The sequence below is a fragment of the Arcanobacterium phocae genome, from assembly GCF_900105865.1.
GTDB lineage: Bacteria > Actinomycetota > Actinomycetes > Actinomycetales > Actinomycetaceae > Arcanobacterium > Arcanobacterium phocae.
On record NZ_LT629804.1, the window covers coordinates 818,721 to 836,777 of the forward strand.

The 18,057-nt window shown below is 51.5% G+C and carries 16 protein-coding genes and 1 tRNA gene; 14 read left to right on the forward strand and 3 right to left on the reverse strand.

What is annotated here, in order from left to right; translation table 11 throughout:
• Nucleotides 1-37 precede the first annotated feature (37 nt).
• The 8 genes from BLT51_RS03485 (at nucleotide 38) to BLT51_RS03520 (ending at nucleotide 7,499) form a co-directional block, all read left to right on the forward strand.
• Nucleotides 38-877 (forward strand): PRD domain-containing protein, encoded by an 840-nt coding sequence (locus BLT51_RS03485; RefSeq protein ID WP_091279968.1) that lies wholly within the window; start codon nucleotides 38-40, stop codon nucleotides 875-877.
• 15 nt (nucleotides 878-892) lie between these two features.
• Nucleotides 893-2,488, forward strand: a complete 1,596-nt coding sequence (gene nagE, locus BLT51_RS03490) for an N-acetylglucosamine-specific PTS transporter subunit IIBC (protein WP_197672591.1) — start codon at nucleotides 893-895, stop codon at nucleotides 2,486-2,488.
• A complete protein-coding gene (locus BLT51_RS03495; protein WP_091279971.1) occupies nucleotides 2,488-2,973 on the forward strand; it encodes a PTS sugar transporter subunit IIA in 486 nt (161 codons plus the stop codon). Before nagE ends, BLT51_RS03495 begins: the two co-directional genes overlap by 1 nt.
• Before the next feature lie 87 nt (nucleotides 2,974-3,060).
• The gene (locus BLT51_RS03500) at nucleotides 3,061-4,017 is read left to right on the forward strand and encodes a 4-(cytidine 5'-diphospho)-2-C-methyl-D-erythritol kinase (RefSeq protein ID WP_231943980.1); all 957 of its coding nucleotides are present in this window, start codon (nucleotides 3,061-3,063) and stop codon (nucleotides 4,015-4,017) included.
• 117 nt (nucleotides 4,018-4,134) lie between these two features.
• A complete protein-coding gene (locus BLT51_RS03505) occupies nucleotides 4,135-5,988 on the forward strand; it encodes an ABC-F family ATP-binding cassette domain-containing protein (RefSeq protein WP_172801309.1) in 1,854 nt (617 codons plus the stop codon).
• 96 nt (nucleotides 5,989-6,084) lie between these two features.
• Nucleotides 6,085-6,558 carry a hypothetical protein gene (locus BLT51_RS03510; protein WP_091279978.1) on the forward strand — a complete coding sequence of 158 codons (474 nt, stop codon included), beginning with the start codon at nucleotides 6,085-6,087 and terminating at the stop codon, nucleotides 6,556-6,558.
• A gap of 9 nt (nucleotides 6,559-6,567) precedes the next feature.
• Nucleotides 6,568-6,867 carry a hypothetical protein gene (locus BLT51_RS03515; protein WP_091279980.1) on the forward strand — a complete coding sequence of 100 codons (300 nt, stop codon included), beginning with the start codon at nucleotides 6,568-6,570 and terminating at the stop codon, nucleotides 6,865-6,867.
• A gap of 116 nt (nucleotides 6,868-6,983) precedes the next feature.
• Entirely contained in the window at nucleotides 6,984-7,499 is a 516-nt protein-coding gene (locus BLT51_RS03520) for a MarR family winged helix-turn-helix transcriptional regulator (RefSeq protein WP_091279982.1), read from the forward strand.
• Nucleotides 7,500-7,501: 2 nt separating this feature from the next.
• Here the strand turns inward: BLT51_RS03520 and BLT51_RS03525 are convergent, their stop codons facing one another.
• The 3 genes from BLT51_RS03525 to BLT51_RS03535 form a co-directional block, all read right to left on the reverse strand.
• Complete coding sequence (locus BLT51_RS03525) at nucleotides 7,502-8,728, reverse strand: ABC transporter permease (protein ID WP_091279984.1); 1,227 nt, start codon at nucleotides 8,726-8,728, stop codon at nucleotides 7,502-7,504.
• Nucleotide 8,729: 1 nt separating this feature from the next.
• Complete coding sequence (locus BLT51_RS03530; RefSeq protein ID WP_231943981.1) at nucleotides 8,730-9,701, reverse strand: ABC transporter ATP-binding protein; 972 nt, start codon at nucleotides 9,699-9,701, stop codon at nucleotides 8,730-8,732.
• 62 nt (nucleotides 9,702-9,763) lie between these two features.
• Entirely contained in the window at nucleotides 9,764-10,414 is a 651-nt protein-coding gene (locus BLT51_RS03535) for a TetR/AcrR family transcriptional regulator (RefSeq protein WP_231943982.1), read from the reverse strand.
• Nucleotides 10,415-10,598: 184 nt separating this feature from the next.
• Between BLT51_RS03535 and BLT51_RS03540 the strand changes: the two genes are divergently transcribed.
• The 6 genes from BLT51_RS03540 (at nucleotide 10,599) to mfd (ending at nucleotide 17,870) form a co-directional block, all read left to right on the forward strand.
• Nucleotides 10,599-10,669 (forward strand) — tRNA-Gln (locus BLT51_RS03540).
• A gap of 57 nt (nucleotides 10,670-10,726) precedes the next feature.
• Nucleotides 10,727-11,791, forward strand: a complete 1,065-nt coding sequence (locus BLT51_RS03545) for an NTP transferase domain-containing protein (RefSeq protein ID WP_091279989.1) — start codon at nucleotides 10,727-10,729, stop codon at nucleotides 11,789-11,791.
• Between the two features lie 62 nt (nucleotides 11,792-11,853).
• Entirely contained in the window at nucleotides 11,854-12,834 is a 981-nt protein-coding gene (locus tag BLT51_RS03550) for a ribose-phosphate diphosphokinase (RefSeq protein WP_091279991.1), read from the forward strand.
• A gap of 191 nt (nucleotides 12,835-13,025) precedes the next feature.
• The gene (locus tag BLT51_RS03555) at nucleotides 13,026-13,610 is read left to right on the forward strand and encodes a 50S ribosomal protein L25/general stress protein Ctc (RefSeq protein ID WP_091279994.1); all 585 of its coding nucleotides are present in this window, start codon (nucleotides 13,026-13,028) and stop codon (nucleotides 13,608-13,610) included.
• A gap of 136 nt (nucleotides 13,611-13,746) precedes the next feature.
• Nucleotides 13,747-14,334, forward strand: coding sequence for an aminoacyl-tRNA hydrolase (gene pth, locus BLT51_RS03560; RefSeq protein WP_091279996.1), 588 nt, complete (start codon nucleotides 13,747-13,749; stop codon nucleotides 14,332-14,334).
• A 20-nt stretch (nucleotides 14,335-14,354) separates the two neighbouring features.
• Nucleotides 14,355-17,870 (forward strand): transcription-repair coupling factor, encoded by a 3,516-nt coding sequence (gene mfd, locus BLT51_RS03565; RefSeq protein WP_091279998.1) that lies wholly within the window; start codon nucleotides 14,355-14,357, stop codon nucleotides 17,868-17,870.
• The last annotated feature ends 187 nt before the right edge of the window (nucleotides 17,871-18,057 follow it).

Here is an 18,057-nt window from a genome sequence, read left to right on the forward strand (position 1 = left end):
TGGGCGCCGAAATACGGTGCGCTCAACGAGGAGCGATATGGTTCAGTCTGCTGCTCGCGTGATGAGAATTTTCAATAACAATGCGGTGCTTGTCAGTATCGATGGAGTAGAGAGAGTTCTTGCCGGGCGAGGAATTGGTTTTGGGAAGCGACCGGGAGATTTCATCCCAGCCGGCGATGCACAGCGCCAATTTATTGAAGCTAGCCCGGACAAAATTGATTTCCTCACTTCGGCTAACGCGCTCGATCCGCAACTAGTTGACACAGTTACGGAAGCGGTTGAACTCGCAACAAGCATAATCGAAGATCTTGATCCGTCAGTCTATGTTGTGTTGGTAGACCACATGGCTTTTGCTGTGCAACGGCACCGCAGTGGGCTCACCATTCGTAACAAGCTCGTAGAAGAAGTCAAAGTCGCTTTTTCAGCGGAATTTACCGCAGCCGAAATCATGGTTCACTACGTTAATCAGAAGCTCGACGTCGAACTTCCCACTGACGAAGCAGCCTACATCGCATTGCATCTCAATGCGGCACGTAGCGGAGCAACAGTCAAACAGCCGTTATCTGAAGCTAACCAGCTAGGAAGTATCGTAGATCTTGTCAATCGTTCCTTTGGCGACGACAAGCATGGCAACATGGCAGAATTGTTGCTCACCGTTAACGGGTTCATTACCCGCATTCAGCAAGATATATGGCGCTCTAATACCACTACGGCAATGGTGGAACGGTTATTGCCGGAGGAATTTGGACTAGCGCGCCAGATCATTACACATATTGCAGGGCCAGATGCTCACGCTACCCATATTGCGAACGAATCCGCCTATTTGGCGGTATTTTTGCACGGGTGGCGGCAAGTTTCAGGCACACAACATACATAAGAAGGACACACTACTGTGAACGGAAAAATTATGGAGAGCCTACAACGGCTCGGTAAAGCGCTGATGGGCGCAGTTGCTGTCATGCCAGTAGCTGCAATCCTGATGGGTATCGGCTACTGGTTCGATCCTACTGGCTGGGGTTCGAACAGCGTAGTCGCTGCTGTCCTTATCAAGTCAGGCGCAGCAGTTCTGGATAATCTTGGATGGCTGTTCGCGATCGCGCTAGCTTTTGGCCTTTCACGCGACAACAACGGTGCTGCTGCGTTGTCCGGCTTTATCGGCTTCGCAACGATCAAAATGCTTTTGAATGAAAAGTCAGTTGCGGGTTTCCAGGGAATTGACCTAGATAAGCTCGACGGCGCTGCCAAGCTCGATTGGGCATCCCAAGGATGGGGCGCAATGGGCGACAAGAACGTCCTTGTTGGTATCTTCGTCGGTATTCTTGCAGCTTGGGTTTACAACCGGTTCTCCCGCACCAAGCTTCCACCATTCTTGGCCTTCTTCTCCGGCCGACGTCTGGTTCCAATTCTCACTTCGTTGCTCGCTATCGTCATGGCTGGCGTTCTCTATTTTGCTTGGCCATTTGTGTACTCGGCTTTGTTCCACTTTGGCCAGTCCATCCAGGGCATGGGCGCACTCGGTGCAGGTATTTACGCATTCGCTAACCGTTTGCTCATCCCAACCGGTTTGCACCACGCATTGAACTCGATCTTCTGGTTCGATGTTATTGGAATTGACGATATCGGTAACTTCCTCGGCGGTGGTAAGACCATCGCAGCTGCTGCAGCAGCAACCGATGCGGCTTCCTGCCCGGGCGTGGGCGTATGGGCTAACGGAACGTGTACCGTTGTTGGTGAAATTGGCCGTTACCAGGCGGGCTTCTTCCCAGTTATGATGTTCGGTTTGCCAGCTGCGGCATTGGCAATGTACCTGCGCGCAAACACTAAGTCGCAGAAGGCAGTCGGCTCGCTCATGATGGCTGGTGCTCTTGCATCCTTCTTTACCGGTGTTACCGAACCTCTCGAATTCGCATTCATGTTCGTTGCTCCAGTTCTTTACCTCGTCCACGCAGTCCTCACCGGTATTTCGGTATTCTTGGCTGCAATGTTCCACTGGACGGCCGGCTTCGGCTTCTCCGCTGGTTTGGTCGATATGGTTCTGTCGGCTCGTAACCCGTTGGCAAACGAATGGTATATGTTGCTGGTCCAGGGCTTGGTATTCGCTGCAATTTACTTCGTTGTCTTCTACTTCCTGATTGGCGCGTTGAACCTCAAGACGCCTGGTCGCGCTGACGATGCCGAGGAGCAGAACGTTCAACTTGCTAGTGACACCGAATTCTCCGGCGTTGCTGCCACCGTTATTGAAGGCTTGGGTGGTATCGAGAACATCGAGTCCATCGACTACTGTGCTACGCGGCTACGCACCGTCGTCAAAGATTACGTCAAGGTGAGTGAAAAGACCATCAAGTCTGCTGGTGTGGCGGGAGTCATTCGCCCATCGCAAAGATCAGTTCAGGTTGTGGTTGGCCCGCAGGTACAGTTTGTATATGACGAGGTTGCAGACTTATTGCGTGCCTCGGAAGTATCACTGAACGGCGAGCAGGAGATCTAATGTTTGGTCTAGGCAAGAAAAAAGTTGAATTTCACCCGGTTTTCCCCGGCGCTGTAGTGCCCGTAACTGAGGTGCCCGATCCGGTATTCTCGCAAGGTATGCTCGGTACGGGATACGCAGTTAATCCGGACCCTCAAGCGGACGAACTCGTTGTGTGTGCACCGATTGATGGCACAATTGGCAAGATGTTTAAAACCTTGCACGCGTTCACAATGCATGTTGATTCCGGCGTGGATTTCTTGGTTCATATCGGACTTGACACAGTTGAACTTCACGGTGAAGGCTTCACCGCTCTTGTGGAAACGGGAACGCATGTGAGTGCAGGTACTCCGATTATGCGAGTAGACGCAAAAGCTTTGCGTGCAGCGGGAAAGAACCTCATCACTCCAGTGGTCTTCACAGAAAAAGTTCAAGTGAAATCAGTGGATGTGCATGAAGGTGATGCCATGCTCGAAGATGTGGCTGCAACGGTCACGCTTGCCTAGATAAAAACTGACTAGATTGGGCGGTCCGGAGTGATTCCGGACCGCCCAATTTGTTGTTTGCGGTTGGTAACAGGGAATAATAGAAGCATGAATATGGATAGGGTAGTGCATGCGTCTGCACCGGGGAAAGTCAATATTGCGTTGCGAGTGGGTGCGTCGCGCCCAGATGGTTTTCACCCGTTAGATACGGTGTTTGAGGCGTTGGATGTGCGTGACGACGTCGTAGTTCAGCTCGCGCCGGACCTAGCGATGAGTATTAGCGGAATCGGGGAAGATCTACCGGTTGATGATTCTAATCTGGTGATTCGGGCGGCACGGTTATTGCGGGACCGGTTTGGACATTGCACAAGCCTCGATATTGTGCCAGCTGACTTAGGAGCGCACCTGGCGGTAACAAAACGTATCCCGGTTGCCGGTGGTATGGCTGGCGGGTCCGCCGACGCTGCGGCAACACTGGTGGCGCTGAACGAATTGTGGCAACTGAGTCTTAAACCCGAACAGCTCCATGAGTGTGCTGCCGAACTCGGTTCCGATGTGCCGTTTTCCCTGATGGGAGGAATAGCGCACGGGATTGGCCGTGGGGAACAATTGACGCAGCTGCCGTCGTCAGAAACTCATGGCTGGGTGATGCTCCTTAACCAGCAGGGACTATCCACTCCGGCAGTATTTCGTGAGTTCGATAAGCTCGGATTAGGGCGCGCAACGCCGGATACTACTGATGATGTGCGCGCCGTGATATCCGGGCCAACCCGCGGTAGCGAGCATCGGGGACTGCTTGGCCGTGCTGTCGGCAATGATTTAGAAGAGCCGGCTCGCTCACTACGGCCGGATGTGGCACATATTATCGACACGATACGCGCCCATATCGCGGCGGGCGTTCTGGGGGCACATGCAGTGCTTTTATCTGGCTCAGGCCCAACGATTGCGGTGTTAGCTGAACCAAGCCGGCTGGATTCGTTAGCGGCTCGTCTTGAACAGTTGTTCCCGGGCTTAACGGCGGTGGTCGCCACTGGGCCAGCTCGTGGAACTTATCTAGTAAGATAAAACCCAGTGCGTGCATACAGTTTGCATATATGGCTATTTCGGCTCAGTTTTTTGAAGAAAAGCTCAAATTCCCTAACTTTGTGCACGCATTGTGATCATTAAAGAAAGGCCGGGTTGATGGCGCATATTTTGGGTGTTGAAGACGTTTCGATCGCGTTAGGATCGCGCCCAATTTTGGGCAATATTAACGTCTCTATCGAAGACGGCGCCAAGATTGGGATTGTTGGCCCAAATGGTGGCGGGAAGTCCACTTTGCTCAAACTTTTGACCCGCGTGTTAGAACCGGATAGCGGGCAAGTTACCATGATGAATGGAACCCGGTTTTCGGTTCTCTCCCAGGCGATTTCGTTCGCTCCAGATGTGACGGTTATCCAAGCGATCCACGGTAATACTGAGGAATACGTGTGGGCGTCGGATTCAGCCATCCGGTATTTACATGAGGGGTTGTTGCCTGATGTTCCGCTTGATCGGCGGGTGACTGAGCTTTCTGGTGGGCAACGACGCCGGGTTGCGCTCGCGGCAACCTTGGCGGCGGATGCGAATGTGGTTGTGCTTGACGAACCCACCAACCACTTAGATATCGAAGGCGTTACCTTCCTTGCTAAATATCTTAATGAGCGCTTTGGCCGGGGCGAGGGCGCACTTGTGGTTGTTACCCACGACCGCTGGTTCTTGGATGCGGTGTGTGACCGGTTGTGGGAAGTTGTTCCTGGCAACGACGGTGCTGGCGGACATAATCCGCAGCCTGGCCATGTTGAAACCTACGAGGGCGGCTATGCGGCATATATTTTGCAGCGTGCTGAGCGTGCCCGGATTGCGCAACAAACTGCAGAAAAGCGAAACAATATTTTGCGTAAGGAATTGGCATGGTTGCGGCGCGGTGCACCGGCCCGCACCTCTAAGCCGAAATTCCGTATTGAGGCTGCCAATGAGTTGATTGCGAACGAACCGCCGCCGCGCGATTCACTCGAGCTTGCTAAGATGGCTACGAGCCGGCTAGGTAAGGACGTTATTGATCTGATCGACGTGTCTTTTTCTTATGATTCGGCGAGCGATGCTGATGACCAAAAGCCGGTTCTCGATGACGTAACTTTACGATTAGCGCCAGGTGAGCGCCTGGGAATCGTGGGCGGTAACGGTGCTGGAAAGTCCTCGTTACTTGGGCTGATTAGTGGTGTTTTAGCACCGACGACGGGCCGTGTTAAGCGCGGCAAAACAGTGAACCTTGCGGTGCTAACCCAGGAAACTAAAGAGCTTGACGATATTGCGACTCGACGAGTGGTTGAGGCCGTTCATGATATTGCTAGCCACGTTATGGTGGGCAAGAAAGAAATGACTGCCGCGCAGTTGGTGGAAAAGCTCGGTTTTACCCGGGAGCGGGCGTGGACGCAGGTGGGCGATCTCTCCGGTGGAGAACGCCGACGGTTGCAGCTTTTGCGGTTGCTGGTTGGGGAACCAAATGTGTTGCTTCTTGACGAGCCGACCAACGATTTGGATACCGATACGTTGGCGGCGATCGAGGATATGCTTGATTCGTGGCCGGGTACCTTGGTTGTGGTATCGCACGATCGTTACCTGTTGGAGCGGATTACCGATCACCAGGTTGCGGTGCTCGACGGGCACGTGCGTGATTTGCCTGGTGGGGTGGATGAGTACGTGCAGTTGGCGGCTCAGCTTCGTAAGGAACGTTCCGACGACGGCGATGCCGGTCCACACGTGGCAGCACCTACCAAGACGAAGGATGCGGCCAAAGAGCGGTTAGTGCATAAAAATATGGCGCGTCTGGAACGCAAGATGGATAAGGTGCGTCAACAGTTGGAAAAGATTGGGTTGAAGCAGGCTGATGCGGCAGCGAGCGGTGATTTTGAGGCTTTGATAGATCTTGGGAAAGAGGCGGCTGAGGCTCAAGACGAGTTAGATGCGCTTGAAGAAGAATGGATGGCTGTTGCCGAAGAAGTAGAATTTTTATAGAAATAGTAAATGTATTGATGTGAGATGGTATGATTTAGGTAAGCTATGAATGTAGCTAACGGAAGTAATAGAAAGTAACATGGAAGGATTTCAAAGATGAAAATTTCTGCATTTTTTTTATCGCTTAGTCTGGTCTTGAGTGCTCAGTTCGGGGATTTAGAATTGACGTCAAATTCCGTTGATAATGGTGGAGAAATTGGTGATAGTGGTCGTCAAGTCTTGATTCACCCTGATAACTTTGGAGCGTCAAATGGCGAATTGGACATCTTTCGTGATACCCCATCCAACGAATTTCAGCCCATCTTGCCAAATTCCCCAAGATTGCATGATATTTCTCCGTATGCAATCATCCCTTCAATAGATATTGGGGGAGGCGGAGCCTCGTACCCACGAGTATCGCCAAAAGAAGGATGTGCAAGAGCACGTTGGGGCAATTTCATATGGTCGGTGGCGTGGGGCGGATTGGTTTGTGCGCCGGTTTCTGTTGCTACTGGCTTTGGGGGTTTCCTTTGTGGAGCTGCTGGTAGTGCAGCTTCTACATGGTTGCCATGGAATAACATTTGTAGATAGGAGCCTGTCATGAGTCGGTTAACGAAATACTTGAGTGCTGGCGTGCTTTTGGCTATCGTCAATTCTTTTATTGTGATGAGTCCTGATTTGCTTGATGGTGTAGGAATTGGCACTGCGCTGGCGAATAACATCACGAAGGTTGTTATTCAAGCGATAATAGCACTGGTGATCATGGGCTCCGGTGGAGTCATGCGTGAGAAAGCGGATTCGGGCGAGTTGCCTGATGGTACTGTTCAAAACCTCCTATTTTTCGCCTTAGCAGCAGCGCTTATGCTTATTGCTGTTGCTATTGCAGTGTTATGGAGATAGCGATACGGCCTAAAGTCCGTAGATTATATTTTGATGTCAAGGTATGGTAAGGGTGTGCGTCAAGCAATGGCGCTTAACGCACACCCTATATCCTGCACACTCAACCGGAGCCTTCTATGACTGATGACCCCATGTCTTCCGACAATTCAATTTGCGACGATGTCGATGCGATTATTACTGCATGGCAGGATCAATGCCCAGAGCTAGACACAGCTCCTTTCGCTATTTTTTCGCGGTTATTGCGCCTGACACGGCATATTGAGCGGATGCGGAAAACTGTGTTCGCGCGCAATGGGCTGGAAACGTGGGAATTTGAAATGTTGGCGGCATTGCGGCGCACCAGCAACCACACCCTAACCGCCGGTCAACTGATGAAAGAAACATTGGTGTCTTCTGGGACGGTGACGAACCGGCTCGATCGGATGGCAGCTAAAGAGCTCTTGGTTCGCCAATCGGGCGAACACGATGGGCGTGTTGTTTATGTGCAAGCTACTGAGTTGGGGCTGTCGCTGATTGATGGCGCAGTTGAGGATCTGCTTCACACCGAAGCGCAGATTTTAGAACAATTTAGTGCGGCTGAAAGTGACGAAGCAGCCGCCTACATGAGACGGCTGCTCCATTCGTTCGAGTAACGTTACTTGCTTTGCTTCCATGCCTGCTTGATAGACATGCGCTTACCTGAATGCAAAACCGAATTGCGGTAAAGCTTGCCAGCAAATGCTGCCAACAGTGGGATAGCTACGACGCCCAGCACAAATGCGATGATTTGTTCAGTGGGTGAAGAGATTCCGAAGGACTGCCGGATTGGCATCATGAAGGATGACATGAATGGAATGTATGACAAGACCTTCGTGATGGTTGCGTCAGGCATTGCCGAGATGAGGAAGAATCCGCCATAGATCGGGATGAAGGTGAGCATCGTGAGCGTACCGGTGATCGGAGCAAGATCTTCTTGGCGAGAGACGGTTGCTGCCAGCGCACCTGCAATCAATGAGAAGGTGAAGAAGCCGACGATAGACCACAGAATCGTCCATACCGCGAGTGATGAAAGATTCAGTAGCGGCAACGACACTCCCGCAATTTTCAGTGAAATAAACGTGGCTACAATATAGCAGGCGACTTGGCCAATAATCACTGTGCCGATTCCGAGGATCTTTCCGAGCAGTAGCGTCCGTGGTTTGACGGACGCCAAAATAATTTCGACGACGCGCGAGGACTTTTCTTCGACAACTCCAGTTGAGATTGTTGCTAGACCTCCCAAGATAACGGTGGCAAGCAGAATCACAACACCGAGTGCGGTGAAGTAGCCAACCGGGTTAGAAGCGATGAGGTTATCGTCAGATGATAAATCCAAGACCCGTACATTTGCGCCGTCAGCACCGGTAATCGCTGAAGCGGCTTCATCCGGAGTCAGGGTGGAGTTTTCGCTGGCAATCCAGAATGTCACGCCACGATTCACTGCTTCGCCGAAGTTGCCACTGATAGCACTTGAATTAGGGAAAATCACGGTCGGTTCAGCAGGAGTTCCGCCAACAACAGCGTAGGTGATATCAGTGTTTTCGTCGTCAGCTTGGGCTTCTACTGCATCGGTCAGCCACTCTTCGCCTTCGCCGTCACCAATACTTTCGGTGCTGGTAGCAGGTAGCGCAGCTTGAATAAATTCGGCAGCATCGGCGGCAGATTTCTCAACGCCCACAACATACGATGTTTCCGGGGCTGCAGAATCGTCGTCACCGCTCATCACAAGGTTGGCAATAATGCCGCCGCCGAAAATAAGAACGAGCATAACCACGAAGGAAATCTGATTTGATCGGGTCTGGAGTAGCGCGGTCATTTCCCGCTTAATAATCAGTCCTAGCATGTCACTTCTTCTTTCCAAATAGGGCAGCTAAGCCGCGCTTCTTTGCTGGAGTCTCTTCTTCTGCCTCATCAATAGTCGGGGCCGAAACCACGCCTTTGAAAATATCTTGAAGATGCGGGCGCTGTGGGGCGAACTCCAGGAGCGGGCCAGCAGCTAGCGCAGCTTGCAGAATCCGTTGAGAATCGTCACCAGCATGCATCGCGATCTCGAGCACGTTGTGTGACGTGTGAATAACAGAGAACCCCTGTGAACGTACCGTATCTGCGAGGGAATTCACGTCTCCACCGGTGCGCACAATAAGGTTGCTCTCGGCGCTGGCGCGTAAATCGTCGATCTTGCCTTCAGCAACGATCTTGCCTTCGGCGCAAATACCGACTCGTTCACACATACGTTCCACTAGATCAAGCTGATGTGACGAGAAAACCACAGTGGCTCCGGCATCGGCTTTTTCACGCAACACTGAGCTCATCACGTCAACCGCGACCGGATCCAAGCCAGAGAACGGTTCGTCCAGAACAAGAACCGCCGGATCGTGAATGAGCGCAGCCGCGAGCTGAACTCGCTGCTGGTTACCTAGGGACAGTGCCTGGACCTCATCATTACGTCGCTTATCAATATTGAGACGTTCGGTCCAATACAACATGGCGCGAGTCGCGTCCTTCTTTGATAGGCCTTGGAGCTGGGCCAAATAAATAAGCTGTGCGCCAACCTTCATCTTCGGATATAGTCCGCGTTCGGCAGGCATATAACCAAAGGTTTTACGAGTAGCGAAATCAAGTTCTTTGCCATCGAGTGTCACTGTGCCGGAATCTGCAGACAATACGCCGAGCACAATGCGCATCGTCGTCGTCTTTCCGGCTCCGTTCGAACCAACAAAGCCGTAGAGTTCGCCCGGTTGTACCGTGAACTCCATGCCATCGAGTGCAACGGTATCCCCGAAGCGCTTGTGAAGATTACTGATGTGTAAATTCACCAGTTCTCCTTTCTGATTTTTCTTATATAAGTCAAGTATCTAGCTGTTGCCAAGCTGGGTTGTTAGGGCAGTGGAGTGACAAGCTTTGGCTCTGCTTCGAGCCGATGCAAACCGTTCCACATAAGGTTAACAAGATGAGCTGCCATAACATGCTTGTCTAGTTGCCGGTTAATGGCCCACGATTGGCCAACGATTCCCATCAGTCCGGACAGCATGTGGGCATAGAGCGAAATAGCGTCAGCTGGGAATTGAAGTTTTTCAACGTAGGTAGCCAGTAGTTCATTGAGGTGGTCGCTCATATCGGAAATGATAGTAGAGAACTCACCGCCGGCGAGCACGCCAGGGCTCTGGTGAACCATCAGTCCGAAACCATCTGGATTTTCTTCGATATAGTCCAGCAATCCGAGGACGACGGCTTCGAGTGACTCACGCGGTCCCTTCCCTGCCGATAACGCCTGATCCAGAATCGTGTTGACGGCGGTTGTCTCCCGGTCAACGATAACCTGGTAGAGGCCTTCTTTGCCGCCAAAATGTTCATAAACAACGGGTTTTGAAACGTCAGCAGCGTTCGCGATTTCTTCAATAGACACCGCGTCATAGCCGCGTGCAGCGAACAGCTGACGCGCAATTCCAATAAGCTGAGTGCGCCGCTCAACGCGCGTCATACGTTGGCGTTTTGGTGGATCAGTAGGTGATTTAGCAGTACGTGCCATAACGCTATTCTCGCATACCTACAGTTGCGAAACCAATGACGACGACGGCGTTTGGTTCACTACCATGAGGAAGTAGATAATGGCTATGTGTGCGCACAAATTCTGGGGTGGGGAACGCCATATCGGGTTAATTGCCCGCGTGAGTGGAAACCGAACGGATAAGCTGGCACAATAAAACAAGTAATCCGCCATGGTGTAATGGCAGCACAGCGGTCTTTGGAACCGCTTGTCTAGGTTCGAATCCTAGTGGCGGAGCGAAACAATGCATGCGAAGCGTTGTGTTCTTGAGTTCGGCTAGCCGAGGAGGCACCAGTGAGTCAGAAACTCGCCGCAGCTATTATTCTTGCTGCTGGTAAAGGAACCCGTATTAAATCGCAAACCCCTAAAGTGCTCCTATCTCTCTGTGGTCGTTCCCTTGTTGGGCATGCAGTTGCTGCAGTAACAGGAGCTGGGGCGGAAAATATTGTTGCGGTGGTACGGCATGAACGTGACCGTGTGGTTGAACACTTGAGCCAGATTGCGCCACATGTACTGATAGCTGACCAGGACGATATTAAGGGAACTGGCCGAGCGGCGTGGTGTGGCATGAACGTTTTGCCAGATGATTTGCATGGTTCAGTGCTTGTTATTGCCGGCGATTCGCCGATGTTTGAACCAGAAACACTCGCTGAGCTTAACCGTGTTCACTGTGATTCTGGTGCCGCGGTCACTGTTCTTTCCACTGTTCTTGAAGATTCGTTCGGATACGGTCGTATTTTGCGTGCCGCGGCGCCTGGTTCGGATGAAGTTGCGCAGACTCCGCAGGCTACTGGCCCAGTTATTGGTATCGTCGAAGAAAAAGATGCCACTGACTTACAGCGCACGATTAAAGAGATCGGCACGTCAACATATATTTTCGATGCAGATTTCCTTCGTTCGGTGCTTGGTACGCTCGGCACTGACAATGCTCAAGGCGAAATGTATTTAACTGATGTTATCGCCCGTGCAGTTGACGAAGGTAAGAGCGTGGCATCATACGTCTTAGCAGATTCAGTTCAGGCTGAGGGAGTGAACGATCTGGTTCAGCTGGCAACGTTGCGAGCGGAAAAGAACCGTCGTCTCTTGGAACGCTGGATGCGCAGTGGAGTATCAATTATCGATCCGGCTTCTACCCATATTGAGGTAGATGTTCAGCTTGCGCCGGACGCTATTGTCCACCCAGGTACAATTCTTCGCGGCAATACGCGTGTTGACGCATTCGCCGTCGTCGGGCCCAACACGGAACTCGTTGATGTTTCCGTAGGTGAGCGGGCAGTAGTTCCGCACACGGTTGCTTCGTCGACGTCGATAGCGCACGATACGTACATTTCACCATTCACGGTGATGCGCGAAGGGTAACAAGCTGGAGTGGTGGCCAGCTGGCCATTACTGAAACTGGACAACACAAAGAATGGTCGGGCATGACAGGCATCCACACAAGCGGTGAAAAGCACCTCGTTGTCGCCACTGGGCGCGCACATCCAGAATTGGCAGAAGCGGTAGCGAAAGAACTTGGCATTGAATTGTCGCCAACGACGTCGTACGAATTTGCTAACTCGGAAATCTATGTTCGTTTCGATGAATCAGTTCGTGGTTCGGACGTGTTCATTATTCAATCTATCGATGTTCCAGTGAACAAGTGGATTATGGAAGCGCTTATTATGGTTGATGCGGCCAAGCGTGCGTCAGCCAAGCGTATTTCGGTGGTTTTGCCGTCGTTCCCTTATGCCCGTCAGGATAAGAAGCACAAGGGTCGCGAACCTATTTCGGCGCGTTTAATGGCGGATCTGTTCAAGGCTGCTGGTGCTGAGCGTATCATGTCGGTTGACTTGCACGCTGCGCAAACCCAGGGCTTCTTTGACGGTCCAGTTGATCACTTGTGGGCTATGCCAACTCTTGTTGATTATGTGCGTACCCGGGTCAGTCCGGAAGAATCTGTCATCGTTTCCCCGGATGCTGGACGTATCAAGGTTGCTGAACAGTGGGGTAACCGATTGGGCGGTGTGCCGTTGGCATTCGTTCACAAGACGCGCGATATTTCGCGACCAAACCAAGCTACCGCTAATCGTGTGGTGGGCGATGTTGCTGGCCGTACCGCGATCATTGTTGACGACCTTATCGACACCGCCGGTACTATTGCGGGCGCTGCTCGTGTTGTTCTTGAAGCTGGAGCGAAAGACGTTATCGTTGCGGCTACCCACGCGCCGATGTCCGGCCCGGCACGGGAACGGTTGATGGAATCGGGTGCATGCGAGATCATTGTGACCGATACGTTGCCAATTGCGCCAGAGAAGCGTTTTGATGGTCTAACAGTACTGTCGATTGCACCTGTTTTGGCGCGTGCGATTCGCGAAGTTTTCGACGATGGTTCGGTCACCTCGATGTTCGACGGTGCGTTCTAGTCCAGTATCAGATGTGATTTTGACACGTATACTTTTATCTCGTTCATAAAGACGGGTATAATGATGGGGTTGCCTCGGCGAGGGAGCCCCATCATTTTTTGGGAGTTCCGTTATCGACGCGGTGTCTACACTCCTGAGGGATGTAGCCTCCGGTATCGAGGCTGTCCATAAAATAACAAGGAGTACATATCATGGTTGAAGTTTTGAAGGCTTCCGTTCGTTCCGAATTTGGCAAGGGCGCAGCTCGTCGTCTACGTCGTGAAGAAAAGCTTCCAGGCGTTCTTTACGGTCACGGTGAAAACCCAGTCCACCTCGAACTCGATTACCACTCAACATTCATGGCTGTTCGTGGCAATGCAAACGCTTTGTTGAGCATCGAAATTGATGGCGAAAAAGAACTCGCTATTGTCAAGGATGTTCAGCGTAACGCTCTTTCCCGTTTGATCGAACACGTCGATTTCCTCCGCGTGAAGAAGGGCGAAAAGGTCGACGCTGAAATTCCAGTCGTCATCGAAGGCGAGCCAGCTGGCGAAGCTGCTGCAACACTCGAAATGCTTCAGGTTATGGCGAAGGCTGACGCTACCGCAATTCCAGAGCAGATCGTCGTTAACGTTGATGGCCTCGAAGATGGCAAGCACGTTACCGTTGCTGATCTCGTATTGCCAGAAGGCGTTGAGGTTGAGCTCGATCCAGAAGCAGTTGTTGTTGTGATCGCAGTTCCGGCAATGGAAGCTCCAGAAGAAGGCACTGAAGACGAAGCTGCTGACGCTGAGTGATTCATTTGTTTGAATGTGAGGCCCGGCCCTGGTGGGGACGGGCCTCACGCTCATTTAGCTGATGTGTTTCATAATTGTGGTGGAGCTGTCCGCTATAAAGGATAAGTAAGCTCATTGATTTGGGAGGGAACTGATTGTGTACACTATTTTTGGATTAGGTAATCCAGGAGCCAAATACGCTACTACGCGCCACAATATTGGGCATATGGTGGTTGATATTGTGGCTGACCGGCTGGGAAGCCGGTTGGGTGTCCATAAACAGAGCAACACGCAATCGGCATCTGTTCGTTACGGAATAGCACCAGGAGTGCCGGGTGAACAGGTTATCCTTGGCGTATCAATGGGATATATGAACACTTCAGGTGGGCCAGTAAGCTCGCTGATGTCCTACTATCATGGCGATACTGAGAATCTCATTGTTGTTCACGATGAATTAGATTTGCCATTTGGCACGTTGAAGCTTAAGCGTGGCGGTGGCGAAGGGGGCCATAATGGTCTCAAATCTATTTCCCAATCTCTCGGCTCAAAAAACTATATCCGGTTGCGTTGCGGTATTGGACGTCCACCGGGACGGCAAGATCCGGCCGATTTCGTCTTGTCGCAGTTTTCGGCAAGTGAACGCAAAGAACTAGATCTTATGCTGGAACTAGCCGCGGACGCAGTTCTCGATGTTATTGATCATGGCCTCGATAAAGCCACCATGCGATTGCATACTGCCTCCTAACTGACACAAAGAAAGCCATTATGGATCTTCACCCCTTACTTGACGTATTTACTGCATCGCCGTCTTTAGATGCTCTTAACGGAACGAATGCAGATATTTCGGTTCCCCGCGGTGCTGTTGCCCCGTTATTGGCAAGCCTCAGCGAACGCGATATCAAGAAAACGCATGTGGTTATTACTGCAAGTGGGCGGGAAGCAGACGATATGGCAACCTTGCTTGGATCGTATCTGCCACCGGATTCTATTGCGGTGCTACCTGCTTGGGAGACGCTGCCTCATGAACGGCTTTCACCGCGTTCTGATACGGTTGCGCGCCGAATGCTCACGTTCCGCAGGCTGGCACATCCGGAAGAATTTCCACCACTGCTCGTGGTTATTATTCCGATCCGTGCACTATTGCAACCAGTTATTGAAGGTTTAGGGGAACGAAAACCAGTACGGATTCGTGTTGGGGACGTAATTGATATGAACGAGTTGCAAGAGCAGCTCGTGTCGGCGGCATATACCCGCGTAGATATGATTGAGTCGCGCGGTGAGTTTGCAATCAGAGGTGGAATTATCGATATTTTCCCGCCCACTGAACCCCATCCGTTGCGTGTGGAATTATTTGGCGATGAAGTTGATGAGATTCGTTCCTTCGCAGTGGGAGACCAGCGTTCATTGCATGCTCGCGCTCAGGTTTATGCACCGCCGTGTCGCGAATTACTTTTGACAGCTGACGTGCGGTCGCGTGCTAGTCAGGTCATGACTCAGCTACCCGGAGCAACCGATATGCTCGAAAAAATCGCGAATGGCATTGCGGTTGAAGGAATGGAATCACTGATTCCGATTTTGGTGCCGAGTATGCATCCGGTGCATGATGATCTGCCCACACAGTCGCGTTTTATCGTTGTTGAACCAGAACGGGTCACAGCCCGTGCCGAATCGTTGATTGAAACAACTGAAGAGTTTTTAGAAGCAGCATGGAGCGCGGCAGCCTCTGGTGGTGCAGTTCCACTCAATGTTGGCCGAGCATCATTTATTCCGGCGGCAGATATTCGCGCTGCCGTGATCGAAAGCGGAAAAGAATGGTGGACGATTGGTGGTTTGCCCTCTCCGGCTGCCATCGACTTCGGTATCCACGAACCACAAAATTTCAGTGGCAACGTTGATGCCTCGATCGATTACCTGGGCGGCCTAGCTAAAAAAGATTGGCAAGTTGTCATTGCCACGCAAGGTGCAGGTTTAGGCAGAAGATTAGCCGAACAAATAGAAAGTGCGGGGTTTCCTTCGCGATTCGTTGAGGATCTGCCAGCCGCTATCACGAGTGGCATTGTTTACGTAACTCCAGCTGCTATGCCTACTGGTTTCGTTGATCCTGCACGCCAGATAGCAGTCTATGGTGTTAATGATTTTATGCACCGCAAGAAAGCTAATTTCGCCAATCAGCAAGGCATGCCTAAACGACGCAAGAATGCGGTAGATCCACTGCAACTGAAGCCTGGCGATTATGTTGTCCATCAGCGCCACGGTGTAGCTCAGTTCGTCAAACTAGCGAAACGTTCGTTAGGTGCCAACAACAGCAATCAGCGCGAATACGTTGTTTTGGAGTATTCGCCGTCGAAACGCGGTGCGCCACGCGATCAGCTCTGGGTCCCAACAGATCAACTCGATCAGGTATCAAAATACTCTGGTGGGGATTCGCCGTCGTTAAATAAAATGGGCGGCGCAGATTGGGACAAAACAAAAGCGAAAGCACGCGCAGCCGTCAAGCAAATCGCGAAAGAGCTCATCCGGCTCTACGCTAAACGTCGAGCCACAAAAGGTCACGCATTTTCACCAGATACTCCGTGGCAGCGCGAACTCGAAGATGCATTTTCGTATGTTGAAACTCCCGATCAGCTCACCACGATCGAAGAAGTCAAACGGGATATGGAATCTCCGGAACCGATGGATCGTCTCATTTCGGGAGACGTCGGATACGGAAAAACTGAGATTGCAGTGCGCGCAGCTTTCAAAGCCGTCCAAGACAATATGCAGGTCGCGGTGCTCGTACCAACCACAATTTTAGTTCAACAACACGCGGAAACATTCACCGAAAGATATGCGGGATTCCCCGTTAAAGTCGCGAGCCTATCCCGGTTCCAAACCGCCAAAGAAGCCGATGAGATTCGCAAGGGTGTGCGCGATGGAAGTATCGACATCGTCATCGGCACTCACCGGCTCATCACTGGTGACGTGCGGTTTAAGAATCTAGGACTTGTCATTATTGACGAAGAACAGCGTTTCGGGGTGGAGCATAAGGAAATGCTGAAGCAACTCTACCCAACAGTAGACGTGCTTTCCATGTCTGCAACGCCGATTCCGCGAACATTGGAAATGGCGGTAACAGGTATTCGCCAAATGTCTACCCTGGCAACTCCGCCAGAAGAACGGCACCCAATCTTGACGTATGTTGGACCGCACGAATCGAAACAAATAGCGGCAGCCATCAAGCGCGAACTGCTGCGCGATGGACAAGTGTTCTATATCCACAATCGCACCCAATCGATTCATCGAGTAGCTGCTCAACTTGCTGAACTTGTTCCGCAAGCGCGAGTTGGGGTGGCGCACGGAAAGATGACGGAGAACCAGCTCGAAGATGTTATTCAAGCATTCTGGGATAAAGACATTGACGTACTAGTGTGTACCACAATCGTTGAAACGGGACTTGATATATCGAATGCCAACACGCTCATTGTGGAAGATGCGCACAAGCTTGGACTTTCCCAACTTCATCAGCTACGCGGACGAGTTGGCAGAAGCCGCGAACGAGCATACGCCTACTTCCTATACCCGCAAGATAAAGCAATGACAGAAACCGCCATTGAACGGTTACGCACAATTGCCGCTCACTCTGAGCTGGGTGCTGGAATCCAGGTTGCCATGAAAGATCTGGAAATTCGTGGTGCTGGAAATATTTTAGGTGGTGAACAGTCCGGGCATATTGCGGGAGTAGGATTTGATCTCTACCTGCGGATGGTCTCTGAAGCAGTTGCTCAGCTCACCGGGCAAGACAAACGCACTGAAGCTGAACAGCAAGCCGAGATGCGTATCGAGCTTCCGGTAGAAGCCTATGTGCCAGAAAAGTGGGTATCGTCTGAGCGGTTGCGTCTTGAAATCTATACCAAGATTGCGGCATCGGTTAACCAACAACAGCGAGATGATGTGCGGGTTGAATTAATCGACCGCTACGGTCCGATTCCAGTAGAAGTAGATAGGCTGTTTGCCTTAGCAGCACTTCGGGAACGGGCTCGTGGATATGGCATCGAAGAAATTACGGTGATGGGGAAGAATATTCGCTTTGCGCCAGTGGTCTTAACTGATTCCCGTCAAGCTCGAATGCGACGGTTGTATCCGAAAGGTATTGCCAAAGCAGCGATACGAACGGTGCTTGTTCCGTTAGCGGATGTCCAGCGCAAAAACAGTCAGCGTGCAGTTTTGGGCAGCGAGACAGCGTTGGAAAACGAAGACATTATTGATGTCGTTGCAACAATAATGGATCAGCTATTTTCGTAAGACCACGGGAAACTAGTAGCATTTCACTGACTGGTCGTGAACGGTATCATGAGTTCTGGCGTACATGCGTCTATTTCAACTGTTTACTAATGTGCTAACGGACTGAATCACAAAATATATGCCACCCGCGTAATTCTCAATCAATAGGACTTTTAGCCGTGATTCCGCGGAAAATATGTGGCTAGAG